Genomic DNA, 20707 nt, shown 5'->3' on the forward strand with positions numbered 1-20707 from the left:
CATGTTTAAGCAAACGATGATTTTATCTCTTCTACTCCTTATGGCAGCAAGATTGCACGGGTAGATTGCGACTGAGCGAACAACACACAAAAACCCGTGCTAAGCACGGGTTTTTTTTTAACTTCACAACATGAGTACCAAGCCATGACGAATCAGGTAAAAATATTTGATACGACCTTGCGTGACGGCGAACAAGCTTTGCCAGCCAGTTTGAGTGTAAAAGAAAAACTGCAGATCGCACTGGCACTCGAGCGTCTTGGTGTGGATATCATTGAGGCCGGTTTCCCGGTGTCTTCTCCTGGTGATTTTAAATCGGTGCAAATGATTGCCCGGGAAATAAAGAATGCCACGGTAGCCGGATTGTCCCGCGCGTTGCCCGGCGATATCGACGCCTGTGGTGAAGCATTGCGGGTGGCGGAACAGTTCCGCATTCATACTTTTATTGCTACGTCAGACATTCATGTAAACAGTAAACTGAAAAAATCTCAGCAAGACATTGTTGAAATGGCAGTTGCCGCGGTTAAGCATGCTGGCCGCTATACCAATGACATTGAGTTTTCCTGTGAAGACGCTGGCCGCACCCATATCGACTACCTGTGCCGCATGGTAGAGGCCGTTATCAACGCGGGAGCCACCACGGTAAATATTCCCGATACCGTTGGGTATACCACACCAACAGAGTTTGGTGGGATCATCAAGCAGTTGTTTAACCGCGTACCCAATATCGACAAAGCCACCATATCTGTGCACTGTCACAACGATTTGGGATTGGCTGTAGCCAACTCGCTGGCTGCGGTAGAAAACGGTGCTCGCCAGGTTGAATGTACCATTAACGGCATTGGCGAGCGGGCGGGTAACTGCTCTCTGGAAGAGATTGCCATGATCCTGCAAACGCGTCAGGCCATGTACAACCTGAATACCAACATCAATTCGAAAGAAATCAGCCGTACCTCTAAACTGGTTAGCCAGTTGTGTAACATGCCGGTGCAGTCAAACAAAGCCATTGTGGGTAGCAATGCGTTCAGCCATTCGTCTGGTATTCACCAGGATGGTGTCTTAAAAGCGCAAAATACCTATGAAATCATGACACCGGAAAGTGTGGGGATTAACAAAAATCACCTGAACCTGACGTCGCGCTCTGGCCGTCATGTCATCAAACACCGTTTACACGAATTGGGTTACAAAGAAACCGATTACGATTTGGAAGCTATTTACAATGCCTTCCTGAAGCTGGCCGACAAAAAAGGTCAGGTGTACGACTACGATCTGGAAGCATTGCTGTTCTTCGATCAACAAAAACACGAGCAGGCGCATTATCAGTTAACTTACCTGCACGCCACATCGGGCAAGGAAATTATTCCCAGTGCCACCGTGCAGTTAAAAATTGGCGGTGACATTGTCACACGCAGCGAAATAGGGAATGGTCCGGTCGACGCGTCCTATAAGGCTATTATGGCCATGCTGGGCCACAACGATTTGGAAGTCGTCGACTTTAAACTGGATTCAAAAGGCGAAGGTGCAGACGCACTGGCCTCAGTGAGCGTGATCACTGAATACAAAGGCCGCCGTTTTCACGGCATTGGCCTGGCAACCGACATTGTAGAAGCCGGTGTAAAAGCCCTTATATTTGTATTGAACAACACGTATCTGGCTGATCAGATCGATCAGCAAAAGCATCAACAAGACCGCGTAGCAGGAGTATAAATGAGTCAGTATAACATTGCCGTACTTGCCGGAGATGGCATCGGCCCGGAAGTCATGCAGGAAGCCAATAAGGTACTGGATGCCATCGAACAAAAATTTTCTGTCTCATTTAACCGTACTGCATACCCTGTTGGTGGTTATGCCATTGATACAGAAGGCGAAGCGCTGCCAGCCAAAACATTGCTTGGCTGTGAACAGGCCGATGCGATCCTGTTCGGCTCTATTGGTGGTCCCAAGTGGGACACCCTGCCGCTGGAACAACGCCCGGAGCGCGCAGCCCTGTTAACACTGCGCAGTCACTTTGATCTATTCAGCAACCTGCGCCCGGCTAAAATTTACGCGGGTCTGGAAGACTTATCGCCATTGCGCAAAGACATTGCTTCCAGTGGTGTAGACGTACTGGTCATTCGTGAACTCACCAGTGGCATTTATTTTGGCAAGCCCAAAGGTCGCGAAGGTGAAGGCGAAGAAGAATACGCCTTCGATACCATGCGCTACAGCAAGCGTGAAATTCGCCGCATTGCTATCAGTGCTTTCGAAGCAGCAATGAAACGCAACAAACGCGTAACGTCTGTAGACAAAGCCAACGTACTGGTGTGCAGCCGCTTGTGGCGCGAAGTAACCGAGGAAGTGGCCAAAGACTACCCAGAGGTAGAACTGGAACACATTTATATCGACAACGCGACTATGCAGTTGATAAAAGACCCGGCACACTTTGACGTGATGCTGTGCTCCAATTTATTTGGCGACATTATTTCTGATGAATGCGCCATGATCACCGGCTCCATGGGTCTGCTACCTTCAGCCAGCCTGAATGGCGACGGATTTGGTATGTACGAACCCGCCGGCGGCTCAGCCCCTGACATTGCTGGTAAAGGCATAGCGAACCCTATCGCACAGATTCTGTCGGCATCCATGATGTTGCGTTACAGCCTGAACCTGACAGACGCAGCAGATGCTATCGACAATGCGGTAGTGAGCGTACTGGAAGCAGGTGTACTTACCGGCGAACTGCTGCCAGCAAGTCAACGTCACAAAGCGGCCACTACCGTACAGGTGGGTGACGCCATTGTTAAACACATTCTGGCTTAGGAGTACCCACACTCATGGCTAAAACCCTATACGATAAAGTCTGGCAAGCGCATGTGATTGACCAGATTGGCGATGACAGCTTAATTTATATCGACCGTCATCTGATCCACGAAGTCACCTCACCCCAGGCGTTTGCCGGGTTGAACGAGAAAGGTCGCAAGGTACGTCGTCCGGATCGCACGTTCGCCACGATGGATCACAGTATATCTACGCGCAGCCTGGCATTGGATGCGTGTGGTCCACAAAATCAGCTTCAGTTGCAAACACTGGCAAAAAACTGTGAAGAACACAATGTACAGCTATTCCCTGTGGGCCATCAAAAGCAAGGGATTGTGCATGTCATGGGCCCTGAGCTGGGTTTGATTTTACCTGGCATGACCGTGGTGTGTGGTGATTCTCATACGGCCACACACGGTGCGTTCGGCGCACTGGCGTTTGGCATTGGTACCTCACAGGTAGAGCACGTACTGGCTACCCAAACACTGAAGCAAAGCCGCGCAAAAACCATGCAAATCAAGGTCAATGGTAAGCTGGCAACCGGTATAACCGCCAAAGACATCATTCTGGCCATTATTGGTAAGATTGGTCACGCCGGTGCGACTGCCCACGTTATTGAATATTGTGGCGAAGCCATCGAAGCCTTATCGATGGAAGAGCGCATGACCATTTGTAACATGAGTATCGAAGCGGGTGCGAAGGCTGGCATGATTGCGCCTGACCAAACGACCTTCGATTACCTGCAAGGGCGCGAGTTCGCGCCAACAGGAGCCAATTGGGATGCAGCAGTGGCATACTGGAAAACCCTGTTTACCGATGAAGGGGCAACGTTCGATACCGTGGTTGAACTTCAGGCAGCTGATATTGCTCCTCAGGTAACCTGGGGAACTAACCCTGGTCAGGTTATCGGTGTCACAACGCCTGTCCCTGGTCCGGACGATTTCAGCGATCCGGTAGAAAAAGAGTCAGCCCGCAAAGCATTGGCCTACATGGGAATTAAAGCCGGTGATAAGTTAGCTGACATTCCGGTTTCACATGTGTTCATTGGCTCTTGTACTAATGGCCGAATTGAAGATTTACGTGCCGTAGCGTCGATTGCTAAACAAGGCAAAGTTGCCAGCAACGTAACGGCTATCATCGTACCCGGCTCAGGCGCCGTAAAACGTCAGGCCGAAGAAGAAGGTCTGGATAAAATATTTACTGATGCGGGTTTTGAATGGCGTTTACCCGGCTGTTCGATGTGTCTGGGTATGAACGATGACCTGCTGCAAGCCGGTGACCGTTGTGCGTCTACCAGCAACCGTAATTTTGAAGGCCGTCAGGGCCGCGGTGCACGCACTCACCTGGTGAGCCCGGCTATGGCCGCCGCTGCAGCATTGCGCGGTAAGTTCGCCGACGTCAGAGATTTTCAGGAGTAAACCATGAGCGAACCGACTACCGGAATTAGTGTATTAACCGGCACAGCCTGCCCATTGGATCAGGCCAACGTTGATACCGACCAAATTATTCCCAAGCAATTTCTGACCAGCGTAAGTCGCGCCGGATTTGGTAAGCACCTGTTCCACGACTGGCGTTATCTGGATCTGGAAGAAAAAGTACCGAATCCTGAATTTGTGTTAAACAAACCAGAGCATGCTGGTGCAACGATTTTGTTGTCACGCGAAAACTTTGGTTGCGGCTCCAGCCGTGAACACGCGCCTTGGGCACTCACTGATTTCGGATTTAAAGCCGTGATCGCCACCAGCTTTGCCGATATTTTTTACGGTAACTGCATGAACAACCAATTGCTGCCAATTGCACTCAACAGTGCACAAATGGATAGCATTTTTGCAGCGGTGGCCAGCGATGCGTCGGCTGAAATCAGTATCGACTTACCGTCACAAACCGTTGCGGTGGCAGGTCAAAGCTGGTCTTTCGAGATTGCCGCCCATCACAAAAACATTCTGGTGAAAGGATTAGATGCGATTGGTCAGACACTGGAGCTGGCTGAAACCATTGAAACGTTTGAAGCCAAACAACCTGCCTGGCTGTAAAAACCGGTTCAGTTAGCCGCTGTCAAAGGCGGCTAACTCGCTGTTCTCCATAAAATATATTCAGTTAATCCCATATTAAACAAAAGTTTAATTACTTATTGCTAAACTGCACTATAATTGCTTTTATTGAACGATTTATTGCCTATGTCATTGGGAGTGCGCATGCTTCGGTGTATCACCATCGATGAGTTATTACCTGGAATGTATGTCAATCAGGTACTCGATGATACGGGTAAGGTCAAAGTTCGCTCAAAGGGCGTGGTACGCTCAGAGGACGTGATTGCTGTATTGCGTTCTAAAGGGGTTGAACGAGTAGAGATTGATTGCTCAAAAGGACTGGCGCCGGCAGAAGAAATGCAGGCATTACAGCCATCTGCCATTGATTCGCCAGATGATAACATCACCGATAAAGCCCTCCTTCCGCCTCAGCAACAAGGCATTACCTCTGAAAGCCTGCAAGATGCAGAAGTGTTGTATCAAAAAGCCGTTACCATCCAGCAGCGCTTTCTTGAACAAATCAAAATGGGCAAAGGCGCTGATGTATCAAAGCTGACAGCCCTCACACAAAATATCCTTGAGAGTGTACTGGAAAATAAAGATGCGCTGATGTGCCTGAGCATGATTCAGCGTGGTAAGGACTTCCTGCTTGAACATTCAATAAACTGCAGTATTTACCTGGCCATTCTCACAAATGAACTGGGCTACTCGCAAAAGGAAGTCGAGCAAGCCAGTCTGGCCGGCCTGCTAATGGATACCGGTCTGGTCACTCTGCCCGATGAATTGTGTGTCCACGACAAGCACCTGAATGACGCACAACGCAAACAATATCAACAGCATGTCGCGGAATCCCTGGCGTTACTATCGCAGTCAGAAGGCATCACTGACACTGTAATTGACATTATCAGTCAGCACCATGAACGAGTGGATGGTTCTGGCTATCCCAATCAGTTACATGAGGCGGATATTCTTCCGTTGGCCAAAGCAGCCGCTGTTATCGACGAGTTTTCTCGCTTGGGAATGCCTGGTCCGTTTGGACGATCATTGCCGAATAACAAGGTGTTAAAGGCACTGTCGCAGAACCAAGGATTAGACCAATCACTGGTCAACCGGTTAATTGGAGTATTGGGTATTTACCCGGTTGGCTCGCTCGTTCGATTGAGTAGCGGCAAACTGGGTATCGTGAGCCAGAAAAACCCATCGAATCTACTCACACCGGTTGTGATGACGTTTTACAGCATAAATACCGGTCATTATTCCGAAATCAAACGCTTGGATCTGGCGAAAACCACTGACGAAATTGTTGCCAGTATTGGCCCTGAGGAATTTGCGATTAACCTACCCAAATTCTTCTCAGAGGTATTTATTCACCAAATGCCTGCCTGACGAATTCTATTGTTGTTAGGATCAACTCAGGCTCAACGCACGCTCACCAATCGGTGAGCGCTGTCATCGCAAATAACTCACCTTCAAAGCGCAATATCACACGCTGTGCCTCAATGTTGACGATTTGCACCCTGTCGTCAATCCAATCGCCTTCCGTTTTATCCTGACCATTCACTCTCACCCAGCGATCTCGTGGGATAGTTGCATACATGTGGGCACTGAAATCCATCGCAGGTAAGCGCGTCAATAAGCGCGCTGGTAATTGGTCGATTCTTTTGATGTCATCGTGCACAGTTACCTTCGGCGCCGAGGGTACCGGTTCCTCACCGCTGTCTTCTTTTTCTAAATCCGACAACACCTTATTAAATCTTGCCATTAGTTCCGGCGACACAGATACGTTATCATCCGGCTCAGCATTGATTATGTTTTCGTTGCTTTCAACTGCGGGTTGAACCACATCGGCATTTGACACAGCAGCACTATTCGCAAGCGGTTCAATTTGCTCCGTTGAACCAGAAATATCAGCAGGTACATGCTTGTCCTGAGCAACAGGATTACTATTTAAACTGGCCTGTAAGCTCTCTGCTGCCTGCTGCGGGGGCACTGAAACAGGATGCCGAACCACTGGCACAGGAGCAGTAATTTGAGAATACCAACCCGGCAACTTTGCCAGTACATAGCCGCTCGCCAGCCCGCCAACCCCAATTAATACATATAAAGCTGCGGGCCGGACAGCGCGCTGCCACCAGTTTGGCAACGCATTAACGGTAGGCAAAAACAGACTGCGGTTAAACTGCTCGTTAATGGCCGCATCCGTCTTTCTGGCCTGCGTATCAAATTGCCCGCGCAACAGCGCTTGTGTGGGTGTACTTACACTTTGCTGTGCATCATCAGCACAAATTTCTACTGTTTGTTCAGGGTCGATTTCTACTTCCTGAACCCCCATTTCAATCAGGCCCTGGATCATGGATGCACTGGTTATCAATCCGGATTTACGAATTTTTACCGGACCATTTTGTTGCGTGATCCGCACTATCATCATACCTGGCGTGGTGTCCTGAATGGCTAAAATTTTCATACCACACTACCCCACCCGTAGCCTATCACCAGCATAATGCAGAACACGGCGGCCATTGTCAGGGTCTTTTGCCCTTTCAAACGCTGCTCGACTACATCATCCCCCAGGATCTGACTGGCGGCCGCCATTAATAAATGCTTTTTCACGACCGCCTGCTGTTGGGTAAATGCCAGTGTCATTGCCCGGTCGCACAACAAATTAATTACCCTGGGTATACCCGCAGTTACTCTGTACATTGCACGCAAGGTAGCAGAGCTAAAAATACTGATATCGCCCCCCGCCACACTCAAGCGGTGTCCAATGTAGGCCTTCACCTCATCACCATTGAGCGGCAATAAGTGATAGCGCGCGGTGATACGTTGGGCCAACTGACGCAACTCATTGCGTTTAAGAAGCTGCTGTAATTCCGGCTGCCCAATCAACACTACTTTAAGCAGTTTCTCGCGATTGGTTTCCAGATTCGTCAGTAAGCGCAACTGTTCCAGTACTTCCGGTAACAGGTGCTGTGCTTCATCGATCATCAGTACTGTGTTTTTGCCAGCCGCGTGATTAGCCGCTAATTTGTTGAGTAGTTTATCGGTAAAGTACTTCAAACTGGCGTGCTGTAAGTCGTATTCAATGCCCAACTCATCACACACCGTTGCCAGCAGCTCAATGGCTGACAGCGTGGGATTGAGGATCATTGCGACTTGGGTGGAGTCGGGCAATTGTTGTAGCAGTTTACGGGAGACCGTTGTTTTACCCGTTCCCACCTCACCAGTCAGCATGACAAACCCGCCGCTTTCTCTTAAACCAAAGGTCAGATGAGCTAGCGCCTCTTTGTGACGTGGACTCATATAGAGATAGTCTGGATTGGGGGCAATGGAAAACGGGTTATCGGTTAACCCGAAATAATGTAAAAACATGTCTGGCCGATCGGAAGTTCCCTGTTGCCGGTAAACTATCAGACTCGGGGGCTAAGTCAACAACCCCGTGTTTTCATGCGCTTACTGAGGCATAATATCGGCTAAACAGTCAGACGAAAGAGACCTCATGCAAACCTATTTAGTTGGCGGCGCAGTACGCGACACCCTGCTTCACCGCCCCGTAACTGAGCGGGACTGGGTAGTAGTGGGCGCAACACCGTCACAACTATCAGACAAAGGGTTTCAACAGGTAGGCAAGGATTTCCCGGTGTTCCTGCATCCGAAAACCAAAGAGGAATACGCCCTTGCACGCACGGAGCGAAAGTCTGGCGCTGGGTACACCGGCTTTCAGTGTTATGCCAGCCCTGACGTGACGCTGGAAGAGGATTTGCGGCGCAGGGATTTAACGGTAAATGCCATGGCGATGGCCAGCGATGGCAATATTATTGATCCCTTTAACGGCCAGCAGGACCTGGCCAACCGTATACTGCGCCATGTTAGTGAGGCCTTTAGCGAAGACCCTTTACGGGTATTTCGGGTAGCGCGTTTTGCCGCGCGATACCACGCTTTGGGGTTTACGGTTGCACCCGAGACGCTCGCACTGATGACCGACATGTGCAACTCACCCGATATCCGCGCGCTCAGCCAGGAACGCGTATGGAAAGAAACCAGCCGCAGCCTGATGGAAGACTCCCCTTCGGTCTATTTCAGTATTCTAAAAACCGTGGGTGCTTTACAAGTATGGATGCCCGAGTTTCATCAACTCGAGTCGATACACGCAGTATTATTCCAACTGGATAAAGCGGCTTCCGATGGTGCGGATTTACCCACTCGATGGGCAGTACTGTGCGCAGATTTATCTTATAGTCAGGTGCAAGCACTGGGAAAACAACTGAAAGTACCAAATCTGGAACAGGATGCCGCCCTCATCGCCTGCCAGTTTGTAAGTCAACTGACAAGCGCTCAGACAGATGCAACCCTGCTATTAGATCTTCTGAATGCCGTTGACGCCTGGCGCAGACCTGAGCGATTAACGCTCTTGTTAAATGCGGGTCTGTATTGGCCAGTAAAACAGGCATCCCCACTGTTAATTGAGCGCTTTACAACAGCGCTCAACCGAGCCCGGCAAATTGATGTTCAAAGCATCATTGCAAGTGGCGCAAAAGGCCCACAAATTAAATCCCGGCTAACTGAGTTACGATGGCAATCAATTTCTGAATATCTGGCTGAATGTGGCGGTGATCGCAACAATTAGTGCTACAATGGCACCATTAACGATGTATATACCTGACTCTAGATGACATTTGAAGAATTAGAACTCGACGACAAACTTTGCCACGCCCTAAAGGACATGGGCTTAAGCCGCCCTACGACCATCCAAAGCATGGTGGTACCGGTTGCGATGGAAGGCAAGGATGTGCTGGCGTCAGCCCCCACCGGAACAGGAAAAACCCTGGCGTTTCTTTTACCTGCCTGTCAGTTTTTACTCGATTTTCCCCGCCAGCAGCCCGGTGCAACACGTATATTAATTTTAACTCCAACTCGCGAACTTGCCTTGCAAGTACATGAGCAGGCCGTGGCGCTGACTCAACACACTAATTTGGTGTGCGGCGTGATAACCGGGGGAATTAACTACGGTACCGACAAAGAAACACTCAGTCAGAATCTGGATATTCTGGTTGCTACACCAGGGCGGTTATTTGAGCATATTCAACAAGAAAGTGCCGACTGCCGTGATATTGAGTGCCTGATCCTGGATGAAGCCGATCGCATGCTCGACATGGGATTTTCGGCCATTGTAAATCAAATTGCCTCTGAAGCACGCTGGCGTAAACAGAACATGTTGTTCTCTGCCACGCTTGAAGGACCCGGCGTAAAGCATTTCTCAGAAAACCTGCTCAATGAACCAACGGTGGTAGAGGCGGATCCGCCGCGCAGAGAAAAAGCGAAAATTCACCAGTGGTACCATCTGGCCGATGATCTGGACCACAAAGTTGCGCTGCTAAAACACATTTTAACCACCCAAACCACAAGCGCTGTGGTATTTGTTAAAACGCGCGAACGCTTGCAGTGGCTTAGAGAGCAACTACAAAAACAAGGCATCGAAGTGTGTTACCTGCAAGGTGAAATGCCACAGGACAAACGCATTGCATCCCTGGCGCGCTTTAAAAGCGGTACTGTTCCTGTTCTGCTGGCCACCGATGTAGCCGCCAGGGGCATCGACGTGCCCAACGTTAGCCACGTTATTAACTTTGATATGCCACGTAAAGCGGACGTGTACGTTCACCGAATCGGCAGAACCGGTCGCGCCGGCGCCAAAGGCACAGCCATCGCGCTGGTAGAGGCCCATGATTTTGAAATGATTGGTCGCGTAGAGCGTTACATGGGAGAACCTATCAAAGCCCGGGTTATTGCTGAGCTGCGCCCCAAACACAAAGCGCCATCTACAAAGGGTAAAAAGAAACCCGCTAAAACCAAAGCACAGGTTAAAGCCAAAGCGAAGAAAATAGCCAAGGCAGCAAAAGGAAAACCAGGTAAATGAGCTTTCCACAAAAAATAGTACTGGCCACGGGTAATGCGGGCAAAGTAAAGGAATTTGCCAGTCTGTTTGAATCTTTATCCATTGAAGTAGTGCCGCAAAGTGCGCTGAATGTTAGCAGCGTACCTGAAACCGGTACCACCTTCGTGGAAAATGCCATTATTAAAGCGCGTCACGCAGCCCGGGAAACGGGCTTGCCGGCGATTGCAGATGACTCAGGCTTAGTTGTGGATTTACTTGGCGGCGCACCGGGCATTTACTCTTCCCGTTATGCTGGCGAAGACGCATCAGACGACGACAATATCAGTAAACTGCTCGAAGCACTGGGTGACAGCAATCAGCGTAATGCCCATTTTCAGTGCGTGCTGGTGTTTATGCGCCATGCTGATGATCCCGTTCCCTTGATCAGCGAAGGTCAATGGCAAGGCAGTATTACCCGTCAACGTCACGGTGACGGAGGATTTGGTTACGATCCGGTATTTTACGCAAACCGTTTTAAGTGCACTGCCGCTGAACTCACCAAGGCACAAAAAAACGACGTAAGCCACCGTGGTCTGGCTATGCAACAATTACTCACCAGTATGAAGCACAACTTTGCGTAATCCGCCGTTAAGCCTGTACATCCACATACCCTGGTGTGTTCAAAAGTGTCCATACTGTGATTTTAATTCACACGCGCAAAAAGGGGCTCTGCCTGAAAAGGAATACGTAGCGCACCTTCTTGATGACCTGGCGACCGACGCCAAGCTTACCGGCGAGCGGGAAATCACGACCATTTTTATTGGTGGTGGCACGCCCAGTTTGTTTACACCTGACAGTATTCACGCCTTACTGGCAGGGGTAAAAACTCGCGTCCCCTTAGCGGCTAATGCCGAAATTACCATGGAAGCCAACCCAGGCACCATAGAAGCAGCGCGATTCGACGGATTTGTGCAAGCTGGAGTGAACCGATTCTCGGTGGGTGTGCAGAGTTTTCAGCCAGTGCATCTCAGCGTGCTCGGGCGTATACACGATGACGTTCAGGCGCGCTTTGCACTAGGCCAGGCAAAGCAAAGCGGTGCGCGCAGTTTGAACATTGATTTAATGCACGGACTGCCTGAGCAAACCCTGGAAAATGCACTGCAGGATCTTGAAAGTGCGATAGCCGAGCAACCGGAGCACTTGTCGTGGTATCAGCTTACTATAGAGCCAAATACCCCATTTTACTCCCGTCCGCCGGAATTACCGGATGACGACATACTCTGGGACATTCAACAGGCCGGGCACGCCATGCTTAACGCTGCCGGTTTTCAACAGTACGAAATTTCGGGATACAGCAAGCCAGGTTATCAGTGTCAGCATAACCTGAACTACTGGCGATTTGGTGATTATATTGGCATTGGCTGCGGTGCTCACGGCAAGATTACCAATGCCCTCAGTGGCACCATTACACGTACTGTAAAAGTGAAACACCCTCGCGGCTATATGGCGATCGGCAGAGATTACCTGGATACTCAACATCAGGTAATACATCAAGACCTGGCATTTGAGTTTTTTATGAACCGCTTTCGCCTGGTTGAGCCCTGCCCTAAAGCCGATTTTGAGGATTTTACCGGCACGACACTTTCTGCTGAACAACAACATGAACTGGACCGGGCTGTGGCACAAGCTTTGCTGGTTGACTCAGGCACACACTGGCAGGTCACTGAGCGTGGAAGACGCTACCTGAATAGTTTACTCAGTGCATTTGTGTAGCACATAGCCAAACCAGCTCCGCTGATTTTCGTGAATTCAGGAAAATCGATAATAAAAAACCGGGTTGTCTGTCATATCCGTGTCCGTATGCGGCGTTAAAAGACACACCAAGCTCATGCGCGAGTATTGCTAACTGCAAAATATAGGGGTAATCTCTTATTGTATTTTGCAAAGTATTGTCAATCTTTTTTACACAATGCCTAGTCAACGACCATTTACAAATTGCAAAACATTTTAAAATGAATAAGTTGCAATATTTGGCACGTATTTTTCATACTGACAATATATTTCTTTTGAGAAAGGATCGAGGAGAGGTAAATGGAGTCAAATAAGTCAAAACAATCACGTCGCAGTTTTATCAAAAAGGCGGCGGCCGGTGCAGCTATTACGTCGTTACCGGTTAAGTCTGTTTGGGCGACGACCTCTTGCAGCATGTCAGGCCAGTTATCAGGCAACCTTTCTCAAACATCAGGCAACGTTGAACCTGTTTGTGAGGTGCCCATTTTGTCCGGCGGTCGCTCTCCCGGTTTTTGGTACAACGGCAATCAGTTGAGCGTAAGTAACCCTGGTAAAGCGGTTAACGATGTATTCCCTCAAATGGGCTCAAAAGCATCCGAAGCAACGCAAAAATGCTGGGTTAGAATGGTATTGTCGGTGCGTGACAACAACCAGTTGGGTATAAACTCTACGCTGGCCAATATGATCGGCGTAAGTACTTCAATTACCCTTACACAGGCGTTCATGTACAGTGGAACACATAAAGATGTGTTGAGACACGGTGCAGCTGTGTACCTGAATACTTACTTCGAACTGTATAATGGTGTTGCAACTAGTTTTAGTGAAGCACAGTCACGTATGGCGGCAGAGGAAGTCGCTAATATGGTGATGAACAAACTCTATCTTGAAGGTAGTTGGGCAACAGACAGTAACCTTGGCTATAACGACGGTTACTCGAAAGCGTCTTCTTCGAGTTTCTTATTCTCAAACATGTCTTGCTAATCAAGCGGGTTTGAAAAAGTGGACATTTGCCGCATCTGTTGAGATGCGGCCATTCCTTGATAATTCTGGTATTGTGTTGTTTGACCATTTCGCCAGTCAGACACATCTCCTTCGTTTCGTCCCAGACTTACAGTCTATCCCCGATTTTTCGGCCCCCTTTACATCCGACGACATCAATACGTGTTTTGGTTCTGAAAATGGCACGCTTAATATACTAGTCGGTCGAAACCTGGTTGTGCCGCTTGAACATTAATTATTTAAATATTGGCCTGTTGCAAGCTGATTGCATTGCCCTGCCTGATGCAGCAATGTTAAGTGCCAGACTTATCTACGGCGACGCGCCCCGGCAGGATATGTCCAGTTTCTGCGTAGCAGTAAAACCAGCCTCTCTTATACGTCGCTTGATTAAGCCTATTGTGCAATTTGAGTGTAATTTTAGCGTGCCATTCAAGCCGTTACCGCAAAGCCAAAGTTATGCGTTGTTGGAATGGGGGCTAAACTGGTGTCTGGCAACGGGCCACTTTAATCATTTGCTTCTGCATGCCGCAGTGTTGGTAAAAGATGGGCAGGCTATTTTATTTCCTGCGATGCCAGGATCAGGTAAAAGTACCTTAACCGCCTGGCTGGGCATACATGGTTGGAAAGTGTATTCCGACGAAATGGCGGTGATTGATTTGGTTGCTGGTACCGTGCAGCCGCTTTATCGCCCTATTTGTTTAAAGAATCAGTCAATAGATTTGGTAAAGCAGTGGTCGCCAAACGCCGTACTCACCCCTACTTGTCACGATACCGCTAAAGGGAGCGTGGCTCATCTTAAAGCGCATCATTGGGAAGAGTATGCAACATTTCAGCCCGCGCGCATCGTGGGTGTGGTCTTCCCCAAGTATGACGCATCCGCCACAGAGCCAAAACTATTCACCGTAGACAAACTACAAACCTATGAAAGCCTCTATAGCAATGCCTTCAATTACCATGTTTTAGGACAACAGTCGTTTGAAATCCTGCTTAACGTGGTAAATCACATCCAGGGCTTTGAAGTACATTATGCCTCGCTTGATTTCATGAGTGACTTTTTACAGGATGAATTGTTGTCGTGAAGCAACTGCAATGTACTGGATTTACTTCGATTATCGCTAATCCTAAACTTGCTTATTCGCTTGCATCTGAGGATTGGCAAAGTGTGTTGTGGATTTTAGAAACCGCTCGTCTGGATGCCTGGTTGGCCGCGCAGTTGCAACCATTAGACGTAATAGGTAGCCTGCCGGATACTGTGAAAATCAGGTTATCCAGTGCTATTACCTACGCTAAAAGACAACAACAGCAAGTTACTTACGAATGCGTAACACTGACAAGGCTATTGGCAGAAAAGCATATTGAACCCATGTTCCTGAAAGGAGCAGCCTATGTTATCAGCCCTGCCTTTCAGAGTGCCGGTAGAATTTGTTCAGACATCGACGCATTGGTCAAACGCGAAGAATTGGAAATAGCAGAACGTCATCTGAAGATGAACCTTTGGCTTTCTAAAGAGGTAGATGACTATGACGACAAGTACTACCGCGAATATGCTCACGAAATTCCGCCCATGATGCAAGCTGAACGGGGCACGATACTGGATTTACACCATAATCTGTTTTTACCAGTGAGTGGCCGCGCTCCCGACATTGCGCAGTTCTGGGGCTCGCGAATTCAAACAGAAAACGGATTATCCACACTATCACCTGCCGCCGCGCTGGTTCACAGTATGATTCACCTGTTAATGAACGAAGAAGTCACCTTTGGCTTGCGCGATTGTTTGGATATGCAGTCGATAATCGATACTCACCATAGTGAACCTTTCTGGCAAGACGTTCACCAATTAGTAGCAGACAATGGTTTCCACGAGGAATTTCAATTGCTAATGTCTCTTCTCTGCAGCTTGTTTAATCGTGACACAGTTAAACAGCAAATCAGCCTGGGGCATTTCAACAATAGCCTTAAAAATCGTTTCTGGCTTTGGTGTTATAGCAAAGCTGTGTTGCCCGATCACCCTTTGCTACACAATCCATTTGCTGGCATAGCAAGAGCCGCCGTATATTGCAGGGGGCACAGTCAGAAAATGCCTCTGGTAACTTTACTGAAACACAGCACGGTAAAAATGTACAAAGCAATGCGAAAAGCGCTGGTTGGCGAGCCGGATGAATAAACCAGATAGGTTGGATTTCATATGCGTGACAGGCGTACTGCACTCATAAAGGAAGCAGGATGATTAACGAACTACACATACATCAGTTAGCTGACATCTGTCGTCTGGCGTCCGATGTCGAAATTTTACCCCGTTTCAGGCATCTCGGCGAAGACCAGGTCGAGCAAAAGCAAAATCACAATGACCTGGTAACTATTGCCGATAAAGCCGCAGAAACCTTTATCATGGCAAAGCTACGAGCCTTGTTTCCGGATGCTCTGTTAATTGGTGAAGAAAGTGTGTACGCAGATGCGTCTGCGTTGGCGATGTTCAACGAAGCTGAACTCAGTTTTGTGTTGGATCCCATTGACGGTACCTGGCACTATGCCAATGGCTCTGTGAATTTTGGCGTGATGTTAGGTATTGCGCACTTTGGTGAAATGATTGGCGGCATTATTTTTGAGCCTGTCACTGGCGACTATCTTTGGGCCATTAAAGGCAAAGGCGCCTTTGATCGAATAAAAGGCGTAGACCATCCGTTACGCGTTGGCCGTCATGCCGACCTTGCGCTTTCAGACACTATAGGATGCTACTCTTTTGGTGTAACCAAGGAATCTGAGCGCGATAAAGCCGTTAAAGCGGTGATGCAAATGGGAAGAATAATGGATTACCGCTGTGCCGCCGCAGAATACAGATTGCTGGTTACCGGCGCTGTCTCATATACCATCTTCCAAAATACGCTAAATTTATGGGATCACGGCGCCGGGCAGTTAATTGCAACCGAAGCGGGCGCATGTTCCAAAATGTTGAATGGCCAACCCTATGAAGCGCAAATAAACGGCAAGCTGATTGTGGCCGAAAGCGAAGCGCGATGGGAAGAACTTGCAGCCCTGTTCCGCTAATGGCAATTACCTGTTCAATTATTTAAGATATCGGTTATCAGCTGTAGCACACGCGCTTTGCATATCAGGGATCAATAGCTAAATGGGACTTTTGAAAAGGATTAACCTGGCTTTCAGTCGGCGCGTTCACTGGCGTTTACCCACAGCACTCACCGAGCCGTTATTTCCTGAATACGAACAACTGATCTGGCAATACAGTAACCAACTGGAGGCCGGAATAATACTGGACGTGGGGGCGGGATATCTACTCCCCGATTCACTAAAGAACCTGCGAAAGGCAGAAGTGAAGCTTATTGGTATGGATATTCTGCCATCGTCGCTGAATAAGAATACCGACCTTGATGCAGCCATCGTCGCTGATGCCTGCAAACGCTGGCCATTTGATGATAATTCAATTGATCTGGTGATCAGTCGTTCTGTAATGGAACACCTTTACGACAATAAAGCCTTCACAAATGAGATGTATAGATGCCTCAAACCCGGAGGAAAATGTGTACATGTGCTGCCCGGTAAAAACGCCCCATTTTCTTTGCTTAACCGCCTGCTCCCAAACAAGGTAACTAAAAAGCTGGTGGAATGGGCATTCCCGGAAAGAAAAGGTGAACTGGGTTTTGTTGCCTATTACCATTATTGCTCCTACCCTTCATTAAAGCGCTTACTGGAAACACAAGGCTTCGCCATTGAGTACAAACGGCTTCGGTATTACCAGTCAGCCTATTACGTTGCGGTATTTCCGGTGTATTTAGTATCTGCTATTTATGACTGGGTAATGTGGAAGTGTGGAGCCAGAAGACTGGCATCGCAAATTCTGATTGTTGCCAACAAGCCAGATATAAAATAATTCGCGTCCTTGTTCCAGTTACTCTGGCATTTCACTTTCCCCTTTTGCATCCATACACTACATTTATTGCTAGTAATGTTAATACCACTGGCACATGGATGATTAGCCATAGGAAGTATCAGCCGGAGTTTCTATGTCAATTCAACGAAAGTTTTTAGCTGCAATATCAACTGTAATCGCTGTCTTTGCTCTGGTCATTGCCGGGATCACAGTGATTACCACCACGTCGTCAGTAGACGAACAAGTGTCTACACAAAAGCAACAAACGGCAGACCGCCTGCAGAATATATTAACGGTTACCGACAGCCTGATGCATGAGCGGGTGAAAAGCAGCATGACGCTGTTAAAACAACGTGGTCTTGAGATTGGGACACCGTCGCAGGGCGATTCTGTGATGGTGAAAGAAACCTCAGCTCAACAATTACTATTGGGTAATACCCCCCAGGCAAATAACTTTGCTTTAGTTGACGACCTGACCGCAGTCATGGGCGGTACCGCTACCTTGTTTAGCAAAACCGGCGAAGATTTCATTCGGGTTAGCACCAATGTAATAAAAGACGGTCAGCGCGCTATTGGTACAAAGCTGGCGCCGCAAGGCAAAGCCATGGCAAACATTCGCAAGGGCATCGCCTACTACGGTGCCGTAGATATTCTGGGCAGCCCGTACCTTACCGGATATGAACCGATGACCAATTCGTCCGGACAGGTGATAGGTATTTGGTATGTGGGTTATTCAGCTGATTTGAACGTACTCGAACAAGCAATTAGCCAGAGCCGGTTACTGGAAGAAGGTTTTGTTGCTTTGCGTGACGGTAAAGGCACTATTCGAATGCATTCAAGTCATGTATCTGATGCCGATGTAGAACGTGCCCTCTCCGACAAAGACGTCTGGTCTGTAACGGTTATCCCCTTCGAGAAATGGGGTTACGACCTGGTTCTTGTTGCGTCTCAAAGTGAAAAATCTTCTATGGTGAGCACTGCCGTATTTGGCGTACTGGTAAAAATTATTCTGGCCAGCGCAGCCGTTCTCGGCACCATATTTGTGCTCATTAACCACATTATAGGCAAGCCGCTCAATGAATTTATCAACGTTGTTAATGATCTCGCCTCTGGCGAAGGTAATCTGACTTTCCGGTTTAATTCAGCCCGAAGTGATGAGTTTGGCCAGATGTCGCGGGCCTTCAATAAATTGCTGGAGCAATTACAAGACACACTCAAGTCAGTGGCGTCTGCTACCGATGCAATGTTAAACCAGTCTCAACAGCTTAAAGATACCGCGCAGCGTTCCAGTAACAGCGTGTCGGCACTGTCGAAGGAATCTCAGGCCATTGATAGCGCCATAACCAGACTCCAACAAAATGCTGCCGCAGTGTGTGATAACATTGGACGCGCCACAGAAGCAGCCTCTGCTGCCGATAAAGACACACGCACGAGTGTGAGTGTACTAACCGCTACCATTAAGGATATCGAAACCCAGGCTCAGGACGTAGATGCATCCGTTCAGGTGATCAGTGAACTGGCGAAAGCCAGTGAAGAAATCAGCGGTGTAATGGATGTAATACGTAACATTGCAGAACAAACTAATCTGTTGGCACTGAATGCTGCTATTGAAGCTGCTCGTGCCGGTGAACAAGGGCGTGGATTCGCGGTAGTGGCCGATGAAGTGCGTTCTCTTGCCAGTCGTACACAAACGTCAACCGAAGAAATACGCTTAATGATTGAAAAACTGCAACAAGGGAGTCGTGAAGCATCGCAAAAAATGCAGAATAATAAGGAAAACGCCTATGCAACCGTGTCGGTAACGCAAAATGCCGGCACATCCCTGCAAAAATCACTAGGGGCCGTCGCCACCATAACCACACTGAATAAAGAGACGTCGGATATGGCTAGCCATCAAAATGATATTGCCAGAGAAGTCAATAAACGCCTTTCAGGTATTCAAAGCGTTGGACAGGAAAATCTGACCTATGCGGCTTCTGTGTCTGAAAACTGTTCGAAGTTGGTACAACAAATTCAACAAATGCAACAGCAGCTAAAACGTTACCGCTTCTGATGTAAAAAAGGACAAACGCTGTTGAGCGTTTGTCCTTCTGCTTTCTGTTAATGCCAACTCGCATAACAATTTACCCCCCTTAGCCCTACGGAATCACTCTGATAAGGCAAACTTCTATGCGAATTGGTATAAAAAATCGTTATTTCAGGCCAAATACACCTTTAAATGCTTAAACCCTGCAAGCGATAAGCAAGCATCCCGTTAATGTCCAAAATACTGATCTCATGACGCTGAGGACCAAAGTAACACACACCAGATGTTTGATATAAGTTTGCTGCAGTTGAAGGCAACGCAGGTGCAATACTACAGGTATCCAGCGGAAAAATACTCATTACAGATGACACAACTAAACCCACTAAGGGATAACGCTCGTTTCCATCCACAATAATTATTCTTGATGGCTCAGCCGGAGATTGTTCCGTAAGGTGACTTCTGCCTGTTAAATCAATCACCGGTACTCGCTCATCCTGCCAACAAACATAACCCACAATGTCAGTCTGCTTTTTGTATTCCTGAGCTACTAGCGCGGAGAGTCGCTCTACAGACTTTACACGTGAACTATCAAGTGCGATGGCGTGCTCGTTTAATGATACACACATATACTCTGTCCAATGATGTTCACACGGCAATTCCGCCTTGCCAGGTGTCGTTAAAAACGAAGACAAACTATCAGGTGAGTCGTAAGCAAGACTCATCCAACTTTCTTTCGAATCAGCTCTCTCGGGATTGACTAGTTGATCGTCTGATTCGACGTTTTCGAGTTCAAAAGCTAACGCTTCTTGCTTAAGCAATGCGTTTATAACAAACGTCGAATCACCTTTTTTGAGCAAATGACGATAGGTAACCTGAAGGATAGTAGGAGTACACTGCAACATAAAAAATCCAACAACTACACGGATTAATACACAGTTTCAATGTATCGTATTCAAAAACTATTATGGTATTAATTCAAATACCATTAAATAAAATACAAGACCAAAATAGCTTGCATAATTTATGAAATATGCATTTGAAGCCAAAAATCAAAATGCACTAATGTCACTAAAGTCACGTCATGTGTATATAAATGAATATCTTACGCATCTACACCATAACTAACAATGTGTTAAATTATCGCCCTGGACCGTTGTTTATACAAAAGTAGAAAGAAAAATTTATTTTCTATAATTACCACTTTAGTTAAGGTACTTTTCACGATTCACTTCGGGTAAGTTTAAAAAAGAACGCTCTGTTACTCACTATCAAGGCACTGGTTGGTTACTTCACTGTATCGCCGAAGTCACAAA

Annotated in this window: 18 protein-coding genes; 15 read left to right on the forward strand and 3 right to left on the reverse strand. The window is 47.9% G+C overall.

Annotated elements, in window-relative coordinates:
• Window positions 1–144 precede the first annotated feature (144 nt).
• The 5 genes from leuA (at window position 145) to ACLR2L_RS07145 (ending at window position 6209) form a co-directional block, all read left to right on the forward strand.
• Complete coding sequence (leuA, locus tag ACLR2L_RS07125; RefSeq protein WP_140959869.1) at window positions 145–1704, forward strand: 2-isopropylmalate synthase; 1560 nt, start codon at window positions 145–147, stop codon at window positions 1702–1704.
• Window positions 1705–2796 carry a 3-isopropylmalate dehydrogenase gene (gene leuB / locus ACLR2L_RS07130; RefSeq protein WP_413366884.1) on the forward strand — a complete coding sequence of 364 codons (1092 nt, stop codon included), beginning with the start codon at window positions 1705–1707 and terminating at the stop codon, window positions 2794–2796.
• 14 nt (window positions 2797–2810) lie between these two features.
• Window positions 2811–4211, forward strand: coding sequence for a 3-isopropylmalate dehydratase large subunit (gene leuC / locus ACLR2L_RS07135; protein WP_413366886.1), 1401 nt, complete (start codon window positions 2811–2813; stop codon window positions 4209–4211).
• A 3-nt stretch (window positions 4212–4214) separates the two neighbouring features.
• Window positions 4215–4826, forward strand: a complete 612-nt coding sequence (gene leuD, locus ACLR2L_RS07140) for a 3-isopropylmalate dehydratase small subunit (RefSeq protein WP_413366888.1) — start codon at window positions 4215–4217, stop codon at window positions 4824–4826.
• A 162-nt stretch (window positions 4827–4988) separates the two neighbouring features.
• Window positions 4989–6209 carry an HD-GYP domain-containing protein gene (locus ACLR2L_RS07145; protein WP_413366890.1) on the forward strand — a complete coding sequence of 407 codons (1221 nt, stop codon included), beginning with the start codon at window positions 4989–4991 and terminating at the stop codon, window positions 6207–6209.
• Window positions 6210–6252: 43 nt separating this feature from the next.
• On the opposite strand, the gene ACLR2L_RS07150 is transcribed toward ACLR2L_RS07145, so the two are convergent.
• Together ACLR2L_RS07150 and ACLR2L_RS07155 are read right to left on the reverse strand one after the other, a co-directional pair.
• Window positions 6253–7287, reverse strand: a complete 1035-nt coding sequence (locus tag ACLR2L_RS07150; protein WP_413366892.1) for a general secretion pathway protein GspB — start codon at window positions 7285–7287, stop codon at window positions 6253–6255.
• Complete coding sequence (locus ACLR2L_RS07155) at window positions 7284–8192, reverse strand: ExeA family protein (RefSeq protein ID WP_413366893.1); 909 nt, start codon at window positions 8190–8192, stop codon at window positions 7284–7286. Before ACLR2L_RS07155 ends, ACLR2L_RS07150 begins: the two co-directional genes overlap by 4 nt.
• A gap of 127 nt (window positions 8193–8319) precedes the next feature.
• Here ACLR2L_RS07155 and ACLR2L_RS07160 point away from each other — a divergent pair, with 127 nt between their 5' ends.
• The 10 genes from ACLR2L_RS07160 (at window position 8320) to ACLR2L_RS07205 (ending at window position 19421) form a co-directional block, all read left to right on the forward strand.
• The gene (locus ACLR2L_RS07160; RefSeq protein WP_413366895.1) at window positions 8320–9447 is read left to right on the forward strand and encodes a CCA tRNA nucleotidyltransferase; all 1128 of its coding nucleotides are present in this window, start codon (window positions 8320–8322) and stop codon (window positions 9445–9447) included.
• A 42-nt stretch (window positions 9448–9489) separates the two neighbouring features.
• Window positions 9490–10734, forward strand: coding sequence for an ATP-dependent RNA helicase SrmB (gene srmB, locus ACLR2L_RS07165; RefSeq protein WP_413366897.1), 1245 nt, complete (start codon window positions 9490–9492; stop codon window positions 10732–10734).
• Window positions 10731–11333, forward strand: a complete 603-nt coding sequence (rdgB, locus tag ACLR2L_RS07170; RefSeq protein WP_413366899.1) for an RdgB/HAM1 family non-canonical purine NTP pyrophosphatase — start codon at window positions 10731–10733, stop codon at window positions 11331–11333. The genes srmB and rdgB overlap by 4 nt, the downstream gene beginning before the upstream one ends.
• Window positions 11326–12465 carry a radical SAM family heme chaperone HemW gene (gene hemW / locus ACLR2L_RS07175; protein ID WP_413366901.1) on the forward strand — a complete coding sequence of 380 codons (1140 nt, stop codon included), beginning with the start codon at window positions 11326–11328 and terminating at the stop codon, window positions 12463–12465. Before rdgB ends, hemW begins: the two co-directional genes overlap by 8 nt.
• A gap of 318 nt (window positions 12466–12783) precedes the next feature.
• Entirely contained in the window at window positions 12784–13464 is a 681-nt protein-coding gene (locus ACLR2L_RS07180; protein ID WP_413366903.1) for a hypothetical protein, read from the forward strand.
• Between the two features lie 242 nt (window positions 13465–13706).
• The gene (locus tag ACLR2L_RS07185; RefSeq protein WP_413366905.1) at window positions 13707–14561 is read left to right on the forward strand and encodes an HprK-related kinase A; all 855 of its coding nucleotides are present in this window, start codon (window positions 13707–13709) and stop codon (window positions 14559–14561) included.
• Window positions 14558–15646, forward strand: coding sequence for a nucleotidyltransferase family protein (locus ACLR2L_RS07190; RefSeq protein WP_413366907.1), 1089 nt, complete (start codon window positions 14558–14560; stop codon window positions 15644–15646). The genes ACLR2L_RS07185 and ACLR2L_RS07190 overlap by 4 nt, the downstream gene beginning before the upstream one ends.
• Window positions 15647–15705: 59 nt before the next feature.
• The gene (locus ACLR2L_RS07195; protein WP_413366909.1) at window positions 15706–16527 is read left to right on the forward strand and encodes an inositol monophosphatase family protein; all 822 of its coding nucleotides are present in this window, start codon (window positions 15706–15708) and stop codon (window positions 16525–16527) included.
• Between the two features lie 82 nt (window positions 16528–16609).
• Window positions 16610–17368, forward strand: coding sequence for a class I SAM-dependent methyltransferase (locus ACLR2L_RS07200; protein WP_413366911.1), 759 nt, complete (start codon window positions 16610–16612; stop codon window positions 17366–17368).
• A gap of 133 nt (window positions 17369–17501) precedes the next feature.
• The gene (locus tag ACLR2L_RS07205) at window positions 17502–19421 is read left to right on the forward strand and encodes a methyl-accepting chemotaxis protein (RefSeq protein ID WP_413366913.1); all 1920 of its coding nucleotides are present in this window, start codon (window positions 17502–17504) and stop codon (window positions 19419–19421) included.
• 161 nt (window positions 19422–19582) lie between these two features.
• Here ACLR2L_RS07205 and ACLR2L_RS07210 read toward each other — a convergent pair whose 3' ends face one another.
• A complete protein-coding gene (locus ACLR2L_RS07210; protein ID WP_413366915.1) occupies window positions 19583–20296 on the reverse strand; it encodes a chemotaxis protein CheW in 714 nt (237 codons plus the stop codon).
• Window positions 20297–20707: the final 411 nt, after the last annotated feature.

Origin of the sequence: Alteromonas sp. AMM-1 (assembly GCF_047290655.1) — a bacterium.
Lineage (GTDB): Bacteria > Pseudomonadota > Gammaproteobacteria > Enterobacterales > Alteromonadaceae > Alteromonas > Alteromonas mangrovi.

Bases quoted from the DNA above. Each gene is read 5' to 3' on its own strand.
- ACLR2L_RS07200 (WP_413366911.1), top strand. From the start codon at position 16,610: ATGGGACTTTTGAAAAGGATTAACCTGGCTTTCAGTCGGCGCGTTCAC.
- leuD (WP_413366888.1), top strand. From the start codon at position 4,215: ATGAGCGAACCGACTACCGGAATTAGTGTATTAACCGGCACAGCCTGC.
- rdgB (WP_413366899.1), top strand. From the start codon at position 10,731: ATGAGCTTTCCACAAAAAATAGTACTGGCCACGGGTAATGCGGGCAAA.
- leuB (WP_413366884.1), top strand. From the start codon at position 1,705: ATGAGTCAGTATAACATTGCCGTACTTGCCGGAGATGGCATCGGCCCG.
- leuA (WP_140959869.1), top strand. From the start codon at position 145: ATGACGAATCAGGTAAAAATATTTGATACGACCTTGCGTGACGGCGAA.
- ACLR2L_RS07155 (WP_413366893.1), bottom strand. From the start codon at position 8,192: ATGTTTTTACATTATTTCGGGTTAACCGATAACCCGTTTTCCATTGCC.
- ACLR2L_RS07160 (WP_413366895.1), top strand. From the start codon at position 8,320: ATGCAAACCTATTTAGTTGGCGGCGCAGTACGCGACACCCTGCTTCAC.
- ACLR2L_RS07205 (WP_413366913.1), top strand. From the start codon at position 17,502: ATGTCAATTCAACGAAAGTTTTTAGCTGCAATATCAACTGTAATCGCT.
- ACLR2L_RS07145 (WP_413366890.1), top strand. From the start codon at position 4,989: ATGCTTCGGTGTATCACCATCGATGAGTTATTACCTGGAATGTATGTC.
- srmB (WP_413366897.1), top strand. From the start codon at position 9,490: ATGACATTTGAAGAATTAGAACTCGACGACAAACTTTGCCACGCCCTA.
- ACLR2L_RS07195 (WP_413366909.1), top strand. From the start codon at position 15,706: ATGATTAACGAACTACACATACATCAGTTAGCTGACATCTGTCGTCTG.
- ACLR2L_RS07180 (WP_413366903.1), top strand. From the start codon at position 12,784: ATGGAGTCAAATAAGTCAAAACAATCACGTCGCAGTTTTATCAAAAAG.
- leuC (WP_413366886.1), top strand. From the start codon at position 2,811: ATGGCTAAAACCCTATACGATAAAGTCTGGCAAGCGCATGTGATTGAC.
- ACLR2L_RS07150 (WP_413366892.1), bottom strand. From the start codon at position 7,287: ATGAAAATTTTAGCCATTCAGGACACCACGCCAGGTATGATGATAGTG.
- ACLR2L_RS07210 (WP_413366915.1), bottom strand. From the start codon at position 20,296: ATGTTGCAGTGTACTCCTACTATCCTTCAGGTTACCTATCGTCATTTG.